The 13,449-nt window shown below is 61.3% G+C and carries 8 protein-coding genes; 1 reads left to right on the top strand and 7 read right to left on the bottom strand.

Features of this window, described 5'->3' with window-relative positions:
- Positions 1-133: 133 nt before the first annotated feature.
- Positions 134-466, bottom strand: coding sequence for a hypothetical protein (locus HHL09_RS03280; protein WP_169453060.1), 333 nt, complete (start codon positions 464-466; stop codon positions 134-136).
- 283 nt (positions 467-749) lie between these two features.
- Here HHL09_RS03280 and HHL09_RS03275 point away from each other — a divergent pair, with 283 nt between their 5' ends.
- On the top strand, positions 750-1,409 hold the full coding sequence (locus HHL09_RS03275; protein WP_169453059.1) for a YcbK family protein: 660 nt from the start codon (positions 750-752) through the stop codon (positions 1,407-1,409).
- A gap of 292 nt (positions 1,410-1,701) precedes the next feature.
- Here HHL09_RS03275 and HHL09_RS03270 read toward each other — a convergent pair whose 3' ends face one another.
- The 6 genes from HHL09_RS03270 to lptD form a co-directional block, all read right to left on the bottom strand.
- A complete protein-coding gene (locus HHL09_RS03270) occupies positions 1,702-6,243 on the bottom strand; it encodes a beta strand repeat-containing protein (protein ID WP_169453058.1) in 4,542 nt (1,513 codons plus the stop codon).
- A gap of 233 nt (positions 6,244-6,476) precedes the next feature.
- Positions 6,477-7,976, bottom strand: coding sequence for a tryptophan 7-halogenase (locus tag HHL09_RS03265; RefSeq protein WP_169453057.1), 1,500 nt, complete (start codon positions 7,974-7,976; stop codon positions 6,477-6,479).
- Between the two features lie 128 nt (positions 7,977-8,104).
- Entirely contained in the window at positions 8,105-9,553 is a 1,449-nt protein-coding gene (locus HHL09_RS03260; protein ID WP_169453056.1) for a hypothetical protein, read from the bottom strand.
- A 59-nt stretch (positions 9,554-9,612) separates the two neighbouring features.
- Positions 9,613-10,041, bottom strand: coding sequence for an ester cyclase (locus tag HHL09_RS03255; protein WP_169453055.1), 429 nt, complete (start codon positions 10,039-10,041; stop codon positions 9,613-9,615).
- A 165-nt stretch (positions 10,042-10,206) separates the two neighbouring features.
- A complete protein-coding gene (locus tag HHL09_RS03250) occupies positions 10,207-10,845 on the bottom strand; it encodes an NAD(P)H-dependent oxidoreductase (protein WP_169453054.1) in 639 nt (212 codons plus the stop codon).
- Positions 10,846-10,863: 18 nt separating this feature from the next.
- Positions 10,864-13,422 (bottom strand): LPS assembly protein LptD, encoded by a 2,559-nt coding sequence (gene lptD / locus HHL09_RS03245; RefSeq protein ID WP_169453053.1) that lies wholly within the window; start codon positions 13,420-13,422, stop codon positions 10,864-10,866.
- Positions 13,423-13,449 lie beyond the last annotated feature (27 nt).

Raw genomic sequence — 13,449 nt, 5'->3', positions numbered from 1 at the left:
TCATTCACCCGGGGAGCGGAAGAGGCAGGGATCTAACCAGACCATTTCAAACGCCGTGGAAAGCGGGAGGCCCGAAAGGAAGAAGCCGGATTCCGGCGGGACGGAATCCGGCATCACTTGAGCCGCGAGGGGGTCAGCGCGAGGCGCGGATCATCAGGATCTTATTCCTGGGAATCCAGTTTTCGTAGGTGCCGTCTCTTAGCACGCACCACTCATCATTGAGGTAGATAAGCTCTCCCCGGGCGGTCCAGTCGCTATAGAAGCCGGAGGTGCCCGGGGGAGGAGCGGCGTTTGTCTGGTCGAGATTCAAGGTGTTCCGATCCAAGGTGATCACACACTCCAACCCATAGGGGAAGGTGACCTTCGAGACCTCCGGGGGGACGGAGGATTGCGCGCGCAGCTCGATGAGAGCCGAGGCGGGAATGAGCAGGGCGGCTATGCCGACCCAGACGAGGGATTTCTTCATAGCTCGGGGGGTGGGGGTTCCAACCGGGAAAATTCCCGATCAAATATAGATAACCGCCTTAGCTGACGGCGCTACCCAAGCTTTTGCTTTTCGGAAGCAGGGGGTGAAATCGGCGGAATGTCCTAACCGTTAGTCGATTCGGTCGAAAATCCTTGCGGCTCCCGCTGACCTTGCTTTTCTCCACCGCGAATTTGCCGGGTGGTCCGGCACTTTCCGAAACACGTCACAGCGGCACGGGGCTTGCTCCTGCCGCCTCCTCCCAGCCAGCCCGAACCCTCACTACATGTCCCAGCCAAAAGCCTCCGGGGAAACCCGGAACCTCGCCCTACAGTCGCGTCGCGGTGCCCTCGGCACTCTTGGCCTCGGTGCCCTAGCCCTGCTTGGATCGAATACGCCGGCCGCCGCCTTTTTCTCGCGGAAATCGACCACTCCGCGTGTGATTGTGAATTCCGCCTCTTCCACGGCGGCCATGGATCTCCGTGAACTGCCTACGGAGTGGGTGGCCCGCCAAGGTCCGAATCTCAAGGACTACAATGCTTTCCTAGCCAGCCTGCGCCTGCAGCGCCTGACGCCGAAGCAAGTGATCGAGGCCCACGCGAAGAAGCATGGCTCGATCTGGAATACCCTGCCGCCGCGTACCATGTGGCGCCAGATGGCTCCCACACTGCGGGTCATCGACCGGGTGGCCATGGAACTCGGACAGCCGGTCGACGAGATCATCTCCGCCTACCGTTCGCCTTCCTACAATGCCACCTGCCCGGGTGCAAAGAGCGGCTCCTATCATCAGGTGAATGTCGCCATCGACGTGACCTTCGCCTCCAGCCCATCCACCGTGGCCCAGACAGCCCGGAGCCTGCGTTCGCGGAACCTTTTCCGTGGAGGAGTGGGCCGTTACAGCGGCTTCACCCACATCGATACCCGCGGTCAGAACGTGGACTGGTAAAGGCCAGGCAGCGCCGGGGAGAGTGATTCCCTCATCGCGTTCCGTTGGGAAATCCGCGGGGGCCAGCGAGCGCCGGAGGTGAGAAGTCTCCGACGCCCGTGACTAGGAATCCTGACAAAATTCCTTACAACACCGCAAGCCACCCGTAAACGGCTTGCATGGGAGGGACTCTACCAAGCGCTCCCGCCTCCGGAACCCCGTCATCGCGTAGTTCTGCCGAAAAAATCAATCGCGCCGCCGGAAGTTCCAGCGGCGCGATCGCGAATGATTTCTGTCAGCTATCAGGGAAGGGTCATGGGACCGTCACCTTCAAGCGGGCGAAGAACTTATCGTCCTCGGCAAGGGCTCGAGGGATCTTCACGAACACGCTGTCCACGCCGGGTTCGATGTTCGGCGTCACGGTGATAATGACCCCGTCCACCCCGTTCTGTGCCGGAGCCCATCCACTCAGGTCGTTTCCGTACTCAATTCCCGGATCGTAGGAGAGCGACTCCTGCGTGCGACGGAAGGTCACATTCAGGTAGGTCGCGTCCACGGTGCTGGTCGGCTTCTTCGAGTTCGAGTCGGAGCCCGGTCCTGATGGATCACCGCCGATCACGAATTCAATGGCGTTCGAGATGCCATCGTTGTCGGAATCCGCATTCCCACCCGCTCCGGTGATGCCATTGGCAGCCTCCCAAGATCCGTAGGCATCGGTGCCATTGGTGATCTCGATCCGCTTCGCCACGGCATTGTAATTCAGCGAATAGCCGCTGGGCACGCCGGTGACGGTGTCGAATGTGCCGGTGAGGGTGCCGGTGTAGCTGGCGATGACGTAGGTGCCGAGGGTAGTGCCTCCGCCCAGCGTCGTAATATTCAATGTGGAGCCGGTGAGGTCCAGATCACCGTTTACCACCAGAGTATCGGCATTCGTCCCATCGATTTCACATGCGTAGGTGCCGGTCAGGAAGGCGGTTCCCGTCGTGAGGTCGCCCGCAGAAGCACCGGGTGCCACGGTGGCGCCCGCGGAGATGGTCACTTGACCGCCGATCACGCCGCTGCCGCCCAAGGTGGCACCGGGATCGATCGTCACCGCCCCGCCTGCCAGCGAGCCATTCACGATCAGCGTGCCTTCCGGCACTGTGGTGGCGCCGGGGTAGGTGTTGGCATTGTTCAGCACCAAGGTGCCGGTGCCGGACTTGAGCAGGGATCCTGCATTGGCATCGCTGGTTTCGAGTTCGGCATTGATGGTGAAGTCAGCGGCCGGCGAGCCGGTCACGTCCGGCACATCGATGGTGCTGCCCGCGATGAGCGCGATGCCCGAGGTGGCGGGCGTGGCTCCTGCCAGGGTATTCACCACCGATGGAGTGGTGCCGGTGATGCCGAGCACGCCATTGAGCTGGAAGCTCTCCTCGTTGTAGGCGGCACCGGTTCCGAAGTAACCGAGTTCCAGCGTGGAGCCGGACATCGTTAGGTTACGAAGGTGAGCATGGCTCTGGGTCTCCGCCCCGCTGGCAACACTGCCACCGGAGATGAAGCGCACCGTGGCATCCGTGGCTTCCACATCGATGCCATTGGCCGCGGTGGGGAAAGCGTTCAGGCCCCGGTGCTCGAAGGTGGCTCCAGGATTTACCGTCACCAGCTTGTTCGCCGGCAGGAAATTCTGGGTCTGCGTGCCATCGAAGGCGAAGGTTCCCGAGTTCACGATCAAGGTGCCGGTGATCGGGGTCTGCGCGCTGCGCAGCACGGTTCCCGCACGGTCGAAGAACAGGTTCCCGAGGCCGTTGGTAATCGGAGCATCGAAGGCGAGATCGCCGGTGCCCTTGAAGGCCAGCGTGCCCGCATTCATCGTTACCGGATTGGCGAAGGTGCTTCCGGCTGCGGTATTCACCTGCACTTCACCGCCATCCATCACCAGGACTCCGCCTGCGGGCAGGGCACCGGTGGTGCCATTGCCGATCCGCAGGATGCCATCAGTGATGGTGGTGGTGCCGGTGTAGGTATTGCTGGCATTGCCAAGCTCGAGCAAGGCGGTGCCATTCTTGGTGAGGTTCGCGTTTCCGGCCAGGGTGCCACTGCCGGAGAGCACGTAAGGTAACGTCGAGTTATTGAACTCCATGGAAGCCGGCGACAAGGTGCCAGCCAGCGTGATGTTCCCCGTCGCGGCGGTGTCGTCGAAGATGAGGATATCGTTTTGCTGGAAGGTGGTCGCGACGTTGGTCGCGGTGGTCTGCCAGTTCTGCGTCGTGTTCAGGTCCCACAAGTTCGGGGTTGTGGGGTGATTGCCTTTCCACGCCACGGCGTCGAAGGACACGACCTTGACGTCGATGGTGGAGCCATTGTCGGCTTCCTTGGTGACGACCGCGCGGGGTGTGGAGGAAACCACATTGATGCCCGCATAGCCCGCACCGGAGAGAGCCGCGTAGTCGATCACGGTGAAGACCGTGTTTGGCGCGATCTGTCCCGTCGGTGTGACGGTCAAGGTGTGGGTGCCCGTCACGTTCAGATTGAGCAGGTCCACCATGTCGGAGTTCACCGGCCCGACGCGGAAGTTCGAGCCCCCGCCATTTTCGGAGACCACATTATTGGCGGCACCGATACCCGGAGTCGTCAGGGATCCTGCGCCGAAGCTGGATCCGGATTGGACGGTGACGGTGGAGGCGTTCGCACCCCCTTGACCGAAGAGCACGCGGCTATTGCCCGTGACGGTGGTGGCTCCGGTGTAGGTATTCACACCCGCGAGGCCGACCGTCCCGCCGCCTTGGATCGTCAGGGTGCCGGTTCCGGTTAGAGCTCCATTCAGCTGCATGCTGCCGCCCGTAGTGTCAAACGTGGTAGCAGCCAGCACGTTCATGGGGACGGTGCCGGTCCATGTGGCCAAGGAGCCGAGGGTGCCGCCGTTCAGGTTGATCACCTTGTTGGCAGTCCCGCCGGTTGTGATGCCGGCCGCGCCGATATTGATGCGTGCGCCGGTGTTCAGATTGATGGTGGAGGCCTGGGTTCTTCCGCCGAAGCCCATGTCGATACCTCTCAGGTTCGCGATGCCCGTATCGCTCACCGTCAGGGTGGCAGGACCATCCCATGTGAGGTAGAGGGGAGCTCCGGTGAGGTTCAGGGTGCCGCCGCTCAGATTGTAAACGGTGGTGCCACCGCCCCAGTGGCCCCAGCGGTTCGACATGTCATTGCCGCCAGGGTTGTTGGTGGTGCCGATGTTGGTGACCGATCCTCCGGTCTGGTTGATGGTGATGGCGGCGTTCGTGTTGTCGCCGAAGATCAGGTCATCGGTGACGTTGATCTGCGAGCTGCCGCCGATCGTCAGCGTGTGCGGGCGTGCATTGCCGCGGTTCACGAAGCGGTCGGTGGTGATCTTCGAGGAATCGAGCAGGCTCACCGAGCCGCCATTGAATTCCAAGTTCGCCTGGGCCGTGCCGGCACCGGTGAGGGTGATGGCAGAGGTATTGGTCAGGGCCACCGAGGAATCAACCACTCCTTGGTTCATGAAGAGGCCCCGTCCCGTCATGGTGGAGGCGCCGGATCCGGAGTAGCCGGAACCGGTGAAGTTGATATTGCCTCCGATAGCCAAGGTGGTGCCTGCGGAATTGATCTGCGCGCCATTGCCGGCGGACATCGCGCCGGTGGTCGTGAGACTGGAGGTGTCCGCGATCATCGTCACATTGTTGCCAACCACCAGGCCACCCAGCGAAGGGAAGCTGGTGCCGCTGTTCAGGATCAGCGAGGGAACGGATACGACTGCCGCACCGCTCACCGTGTGGGCACCCGATACGCTGATGTCGGAAGCTCCTTCGAGCACCACGCCATTCGTGCCGGAGAGGGCGGTATTGATCGTCAGGCTGGCTCCGGTGCCCGCGCGCAGCACTGCGGGTGCAGCGAGATTCAGGCCGCCGCCACTCAAGGTAATGTTACCTTGTTCAGTAATCACGGCATCCGCGGTCTGGGTGCCGGAGATGTTCACGGTATAGCTCCCGGTGGCATCAGCACCTGCCGCGAAGACGGCGGTGTGTCCTGCTCCTGCCCAGCCGGCCGTGACGCCGGTGCCATCCGCATTCGAGTTCCAGTTCGTGGCGCTATTGCTCCAAGTGCCAGCCGGTGCGGCACCGCCTGCTCCCGCAGTGGTTCCATTGATATCCCAATAGGAGAAGAGCCCGGTGTAGGAGTTCTCAATCTGGAGGCCTGCGATGGGGCCACGGGCACCGCCGCTGTTATTACCGCCGGTGATGGAAAGCGTGAGTCCGCCCAGATTCGGGACCTTCAGGTAATTCTGGCCTTCCACCAGGCTGGTGCCGTCGGTCCAGTTCTGGCCGGTCCAGTTTGCATCTGCTTGGACCGTGGCAGTATCATTGTGGCTCCAAGGGATGCCATTGACGCGGACGGGCCGGTAGTTGGCCGTGCCTTGGGTGCCGCCGCCTTGGTCGGTGCCGACGATGATGTAGGCATTGTAGGAAAGATAGGGGATACCGGAGAGCGTGATCTGGCAGCCACCGCTGCCATCATCGAGATAGCCCTTGGTGAGCTGGCCATTGCCGTTAACGGTCGTGCCGCCGCTCCGCCAAGTGTTAGCGGAGATCCAGTTGATGCCGGTAGTTGTCGCGGCGCCGGTGTTATCGATCAAGCTGGCGACGGTGCCGTCGCCATTCGTGCTGTCGAGGTTTGTCCAGCGGCTGGCGGCGATCGGGATCGCCCCCGGGGTTCCTGCGGAGATCGTACTTCCCGGGGCGGAGCCGCCGTCGGTGAAGTTCAGGCTAATCACATTTTGCGCATGTACGGCAACCGGCATGGCCGAAATGGCCAGAGTACGGAGTGCCGCGCGCAGGAGGATACTGCGGTTGGTATTCATGGGTTTTGGGGTTTTCGGGACCGAATCCTTTGGGTTCTTGGGATTTGGAAAACGATTCCGACAGGCTTAACCTATGCGAGTTGAAGGCAGCCTTTGACAAGGCTAAAGCGGTCTTCGATCGCAGTTTTTAAGGAAATAGGATATAAAAAAGGACGTGCTATTCCTCAAAGCTGTATAACAAGCAATCTGCCTGTCTTACAGCTTGGTCGGTTCGGGATCAGTGGGAATCTGTTCTATTTTCTGCGGATCTTTTTCCATGCCTCGGGCTTGGAAAGTTCACGGAGGGTTTCATTCATTCCGACACCAGCGGCAGCGATCTGGCGGTGTCGCTCGCGATAGGCATTCCAACGCTGGAGCTCGGGAGGAAGTGGCTGATAGAGCCGCGCGTGGGGCACTTTCAGACCGGCGAGGATGGCGAGGTAGCCCTCGATGCCGAAGGGATTGCCCGCGGGCAGATGTCCCGCATTGATCGCCGAAGGTCCGTTCTCCTGATAGAAGCCGACCAATCCTTCTACATCATTCAAGGGGATTTCCGAACGGCAGCGGAGCCAGAAGGGCGTATCTTGCTTGTCGTTGAACTTGTAGTGCAGCGCGAGGAAATCGCGGATCTGTGACCAGATGGATCCATTGAGGGTATTGTAGAGTCCGGCCAGGCTGGGATTGGGACTGAGCTGGGAATCGATCAGGCCGTCGGTGAGCCAGCGGCATTGCAGGCAGATTACCATGAGCGCGGTGGCTTCCAGCGGTTCGACAAATCCGGCGGCATTGCCGACCGCAGCCACGTTTCCGATCCAACTTCTCCGGTATCGTCCGGAACGGAAGCGCACTACCCGAGGGTTTGCCGCCTTCGGCGCGATCTTCTGATAGTCTTCCAGCGCTTGGTCATCGCTGGCATGGCTGCTTGAGAAGACATAGCCGCGATGGATGCGATCCGGGTGGTCGATGCGCCAGCACCAGCCGGAGTCCATGGGATCGGAAAGCGTGTAGGGGAGAATGGGTTCGTCGCCGCGATCCCAGCCGCCTGCTACCGCGCGATCGCAGAAGAGGGAAGACCAGTAGTCTTCGAAGGGCTCGGCCAATGACTTGCCTACCAGTTCGGAGACGAAGCCGCTGGCATCGATATAGAAGTCCGCCCTGCGCTCGGAGCCGTCGGAGAGGATGATCCGGGAGATTCCTCCGTCGCTGGTTTCCGCGCCGCTCAAGTCGGCATCGGTGAATTTCACGCCCTCTCGTTTGCAGGCCTTCTCCAGCCACGCGACGAAGAGCTTGTTCTCGATGTGCCAAGCGAAGTTGCTACCTGGAGGGGGCAGGTCCGGGACGCCATCGCTGCGGCGGGGCAGGGCCTTCGCGTGATCCATCAGCGCCGAGGAGAGATCCATGGCGGTGGGATCCTCGAAGCCATAGAAACCGTTGTTCCGCGGGAGGTCCGGCCAGCGCCATGAGTGCTGCTGGCCGGTGAAGGTGTAGTCGAAGTAAGACCGTTTCCCCCAGGTGAAGCGGACCCCCAGCTTGATCACCGGCTGGATCGCGTTGAAGACCTCGTATTCGTCCAGGCCGAGGTAGTGGTGCAGATGGGACGGGACGTAGGGCACCGTTCCTTCACCCACGCCGATCACCCCGATCCGGCTGCTGTAGATGACCTCCACACTCAGAGCCGGGATCTTGCGCTTCAAGGTGAGAGCTGCCAGCAGGCCGGCACTGCCGCCGCCCAAGACCAGGATCGAGCGAATCATTCAATCCCGATTTCAATCGGGTAGACGATCGTCCGGCAAGTCTGCACGGTTTCATCCGCTTGTGAATGTTAGGCGCTGCCCCCCATTCGGGTGGCAGGGGAAGCAAGCGCGAGCCGGGAGTGGCGATTTCAACCCGAGGCCGCGATCCTCCGGAGATCCGCGCGCGTCTCCGCGTAGCTGACGGAATAGCGCTCGATTTCCGGATCGGGCTCTTCTCCCCGGAGACGGCAGGCCTCGCGATAGAGGCCGGGCCACCAGTTGAAGTGCCGGGTCAGGCCGTCGTTCCGCCACTGCTCCCAATCGGCGACCACCTTGTCCCAGCAGGCGCTCCCGTATTCCGCGGCGGTCTTCACATCGGGAAAGCCCGCGACATACCAGTCCCTGCCGATGCGTGCATGCAGAACCTCATCGGCCCAATCGTAATCCTGGATCAACTCGGCGTAGGCATCTCCGGAGTCACGACCGAGCTCCCATTCGAAGCGTTTGCCGGTCTTTGACATCAGGCCTTGTTCGATGAACCAGAGCACGGCATGCCGCTCGCGCGGAGTCAGCTGTTCGTTAAGCCCCTTCGACCAGGTGAAGTTCACGCACACGAAGTTCGGCCAATCGATGCCCAGCCGGGCGAAGCCGACCTCGCCCATCATGGCGTGCCGTGCTTCGTCCCACAGTTGGCGGGTCATGTCCCGGTAGAAAGCCCACTTCTTGCCACCGGCTTCCTCATCGCCCGTGGCGGTCACCATTTCGTAGAGGAGGCTCGCCATCATTTCCGGCACGTCGATCTCGCGCAGGCGCTTGAAGAGCATCATCAGGACCTTGTCCCGAACGGGGAAGGCGGGATCGTAGAGGAACTCTTCCGCATGGACTCCCATGTTATAGGGATCGGGGAAGCGCTCGTCCCGCTGCGGCGTGCGATCATAGCGAAAGCCGTTCGCTGCGTAGCGTGGGTGGGGAGCGGAGCTTGGCGCGCCAGTACCATCGAGGCTGCCAGCTGCATCCAACCAGGCTGCAAGCTCGTGAAGCCAGGGCATTTCCTCCGGCTCCGCTGGCAAGACCGCCAAGCTCTCCTTTCCCCACGCGATCATTTCCAGAAGATCGGTGTGGAGGGTCCTTAGCACCCGCAAGGTGGGAGCCTCCGCGAGAGGATTGCAGTCCCGCTGCATGGCTTCGACTGCGGAGAACAATGCCGGGAGGGCGACTTGATAGAGGCCGCCTAGCAGCAGGCGTGAAGTCGGAGCGGCGAGGATTTCATCGAAGAAGCTCTCGAGCGCAGGATCCGGAATCTTGTCGAGGCCCAAGGGAGGATGACGCATTTCCGCCACCCGCTCGCGCAACAAGGTGATGTGTTCCGCCGCGAGATAGGCGTGGTAGCTGAAGCCCATTTTCAACTCATAGAGCGGCTCCGAGGTTAGCCGGGCCAGACAGGTTTGCCACAGGCGCTGACTGGCATAGTGAAGGCGCTTCAGCCGCAGGACCGCAGCATCGACTGAAAGTCCCGGTCCTGCAGCGCTAGGGAAATCCGCGATTCCCGCCAAGGCGGGCAAACCCTTCAAGCTCCGGTATCCCTCGATGTGATCCATGGCTACAGCTCTACCGTAGCGAGGGTGCCGATATTTCCAAGATCGGCAGTGGCACGAGTTCAGACACCGACAGCATCGCCGGACATCTTCCTCATCAGGCGGTCCATGTTCCAGAAGTCCCAGCCTTCGGTGATCTTGCCATTTTCCACGCGCAGCCAGGTCACGCCTTGGAAGCACAACTCGCAGCCGGTCGCGTTGCAGCCGAAGCCCGCGCCGCTATGGGTGCCGGTGGCATTCCAGTGAATGCAGACGTCAGTGTCACCGGCCAAGAGCTTGTTTATCTTGAGCCGGATGTCCGGAATGGCTTCGACAAACTCCTCCTGGAAGCTCTCGAAAGCATCATGTCCGACCACCCTTTCTCCCCCTTCCAAGTGCCCGACGGCGTTCTCATGGAGGAGTTCGCGGATGAGGTGGATCTCGCGGCGGTCCCACATGCGCTCAAACCACAAACGGCCGACTTCTTCAGGGCTGAGGACGGAATCACTCATTGGGCGGGGAGGTTGGATTGCTCCGATCACCTTTTATGTTCGGCCCCGCGCCGGACAAGCCAAATTGATTGAAACGCTTGAGGCGCTTCTCGCGACAAGGGTTTGGCGTGATCAGCCGGAATTGCTGATTTTTATCCTCCGTTCAGGAGTGAACAGGAGAGACTGTCAGCGGTGCTCGATGACCTCGGTATGCGCGAAGCGGGCCTTTGGTGCCTCGGCATACTTGTCCTCCGGTGAGCGATAGCCCACGGCGCAGGCAACCGCGGTGGCATAGCCGCTGCCGGTCAGGCCCAACTCCTCGTCGTAGCCTGCGGGCTCCATACCCTCCATGGGACAGGTGTCGATGCCAAGCATCGCCGCGGCGGTCATGAACTGCCCAAGCGCAATGTAAGCCTGACGGATATTCCACGCGTGGCGGCTTTCCTGGGTCATGGCAGACGCGAAGGACACCACTACGTTGCGATATCCGGCGAAGGATTCGACATCGCGCCCCTGAGATGCCGCCAAGGTAGCGAAAAAGCGGTCCACGTCTTCCTCCGTCAGGTCCGTGCGGGTGGTGAAGACCACGAAGTGCGAGGCATCCGTGACTTGGGATTGGTTCCAAGAGCGTTTCCGCAGGCGGCCGCGGAGCTCGGGATCCTTTACGATGACGAATTTCCACGGTTGCAAGCCGAAGGAGGAAGGCGTCAGCACCAGCGATTTCTCAAGAGCCTCCCACTCGGCTTCGGGTATCTTCCGTGTCGCGTCGAATTGTTTCGTGGCGTAGCGGAATTTGAGCGAATCGAGCAGTTGGTCGGGAGTCATCAGAGAGAGGGCTTGGGCTCAGGGAGCGTCGAGCTTGAAGGGCACGGAGGCAGATGGGAAATCCTTCAGGGTGAAGCTGAAGATAATGCCGAACTCGTCCTGGAGGCGGTTGTCGCGCTGGGTGATACCCACGGAGCCGACCCAGTGATTGAAATCGTGGTGAAGGGTATACTGCTGCACTTCCAAGGTGCCATCATCCAGTTCCCAGAGTTGGAAGGCACCGACACCCCACTTGTCGCTCAAGCGCATGTAGGTGCGCACGTCGATGCGGTGGGAATCCACGAGCACCGGGTGGTTGTCGAGGATGCGGTGGCCGATCGAAAATTCGACATTCTCATTCGGCATGAAGCGGGCGCGAGCGGCTACTTCCGAGAAACCGGAGCCGCTGTCGATTACCGGGAACTGCGTTTCCAAGGTCATGCCGAACCAAGGCAGGGGATTCCAGCGCAGATCGTTGTAGAGATTCGAGAAGGTCCGGTCGTAGTCGGGATCGGTGATGAAGCCGTCCATGTAGGTGTCCATGGAGAGCCAGTCGAAGCTCTGGCCGTCGCGCTTCGTGATCAGCTTGTTCCTCACACCGAAGCGGATGATGTTCCAATCCCGCAGGCTATCGATGGCGGTAAAGCTGGGGACCGAGAGCGGCTGCGGACGGGTGCTGAAGGTCTCGCGATCCACCATCGGGAAGAGCGGGTCCAGATCATCCGTGGAGATGTAGGAGAAGCGGCCATAAGGCTGGATCACGTGGAGCAAGCCATCCAAGCCGATGAAGCGGTTCTGGCCGACACCGAGGTTCTTCGAGAACTTCATCGACGCCTCAAGCCCGGCATGCATGTGCACACGGTCGATCGAATCCGATGGGCCGTTCACTTCCCAGTAGCGGCTGTATCCGAGGCCCAGCTCAGGGGTCAGTGTCAGGAAGCCGCCGATCTGGGTCGGCATGGAGAATTCCTGATAGGTATGGAAGCGGTTGTAACCCGGGCTGAAGAGTTGGTCGGTGAGTCCGGGCAAAGCCGGACTGCCTGGAGGCAGGGACCGGATGGTCTGGATGAGCTGCTGCTCGTAGGTTGGCAGCTGGCTCAGGAGCAGGGGCACCCGCGGGTCGTTCGCCGGCAGGGTCAGCAAGGGGCGGATGGCCGAGAGCGAGGCGCTGCCGATCTCCTCTTCCACGAAGGAGAGTGAGGTATTCCCCTCATGGAGGATCGGCGAGTCAAAGAGGGGGCGCCGCGCGAAATCGAGGGCGATCTCCGGCGAGCGGGTGTCAGAGCGATAGAATTCGTTCGGACGGAAGCGGCCGTAGAGGCTGAAGAGCGTGTTGTCGTCGCGGCGGAAGAGCCCCAGCGTGTTGTCCGGATTCGGATCGGTGCGGAACAACTCCGGCTCGAAGTCTTCGAGATAGTAGTTATCGCTGAGGATATTGAAATTGCTGTCGAGGCGCCACTCGGCGCGCTCCTTCTCCCAATCCAGCTCCAAGCGATCCTGGAAGGCCAGGCGGTAGCGGTCCTCATTCACGAAACCGCGGGTGATGCCGGTGCGGCTGACGTCGGGATTGAGATCGTTCGTGTAGTAGAGCGAGAGTCCCTTGAGGTTCGGGTTGTCCTCGTTGCGATCCATCAGGTCCACACCGGTGCCCACGCCGCGGCGGGTGCGGAGATCGAAGTGCCAGCGGGAGAGCAGCCAGGCGTCCTCGTTTTCCCCGGTCTCCGGGTCCGGTCTGCCGCCCAGCATGATGCCGTAGCTGTTTAGCAGGAAAGCGCCCCAGTTCGAACGGGCACCGGGCACGAAGTGGTAGCCCAGATCGGCATCCAAGGGCTGGGCCAAGTAGGGCAGCCAGAAGATCGGCGTTTCCCCGGCGTAGAGCTTCAGGCCTTTGAAGACCACCTTGTCGTCCGGATAAACCGTGGTCTCCTTGGCGCGCAGCCAGAAGCCCGGCTCTTCCACGTCATGGGTGGTTACACCGGCGTCGTGGCCGACGAAGACTTGTTTGCCGTTCCGGTTTTCGATGGTGAATTTTCCGGCCTCGAGAATCAGCGGGTCGGCTCCGGCGCGGAGGCCGGCGATGTCGCCGCGCTGCTCCTTCCAGAAGTAGGTGAAGGAATCGCCGCGTTGCAGGATATTTCCCTGATAGACACTGACGTCCCCGGTCAGGACCACGGAAGAGTTGTTCGCATCCGCCACCGCGCGATCGGCGAAAACCTCCATGCCTTCCTTGGTGGTCATCTTGACCGAACCATCGACGTAGAACTTCCGCTCGGCACCATTCCAGCGAGCCTTCTCGGAGCGCAGGGTCATGCCGTTGTCCGTGATGGCCTCGAAGGGCCCACCGAAGACCGCGACCTTCGTGAGGATGTCATAGGAGGTCGAATTCCCGTAGTCCTTGATCTTCACATCCTTCGGCAGGTCGGGGATCAGGGTCTCGGTGTTTTCCGGATTGATCTCGACGCCCTTGGGCAGGGGGACGGGAGCGATGGGGGCTGGGACTTCCTCCGGAGCCGGGTTGGCCTCGGGAAGGACTTCAGGATTTTGGGCGGCGAGCCGGAGCGTCGAAAAAAGTATGGCAGGGAGAACGGCGGCCCTCATCGTGGCGGGATGAGAGTGGTTCACCGT

It is taken from the genome of Luteolibacter luteus, assembly GCF_012913485.1.
Taxonomy (GTDB): domain Bacteria; phylum Verrucomicrobiota; class Verrucomicrobiia; order Verrucomicrobiales; family Akkermansiaceae; genus Haloferula; species Haloferula lutea.
This window is presented reverse-complemented; position numbering and strand designations above follow the sequence as displayed.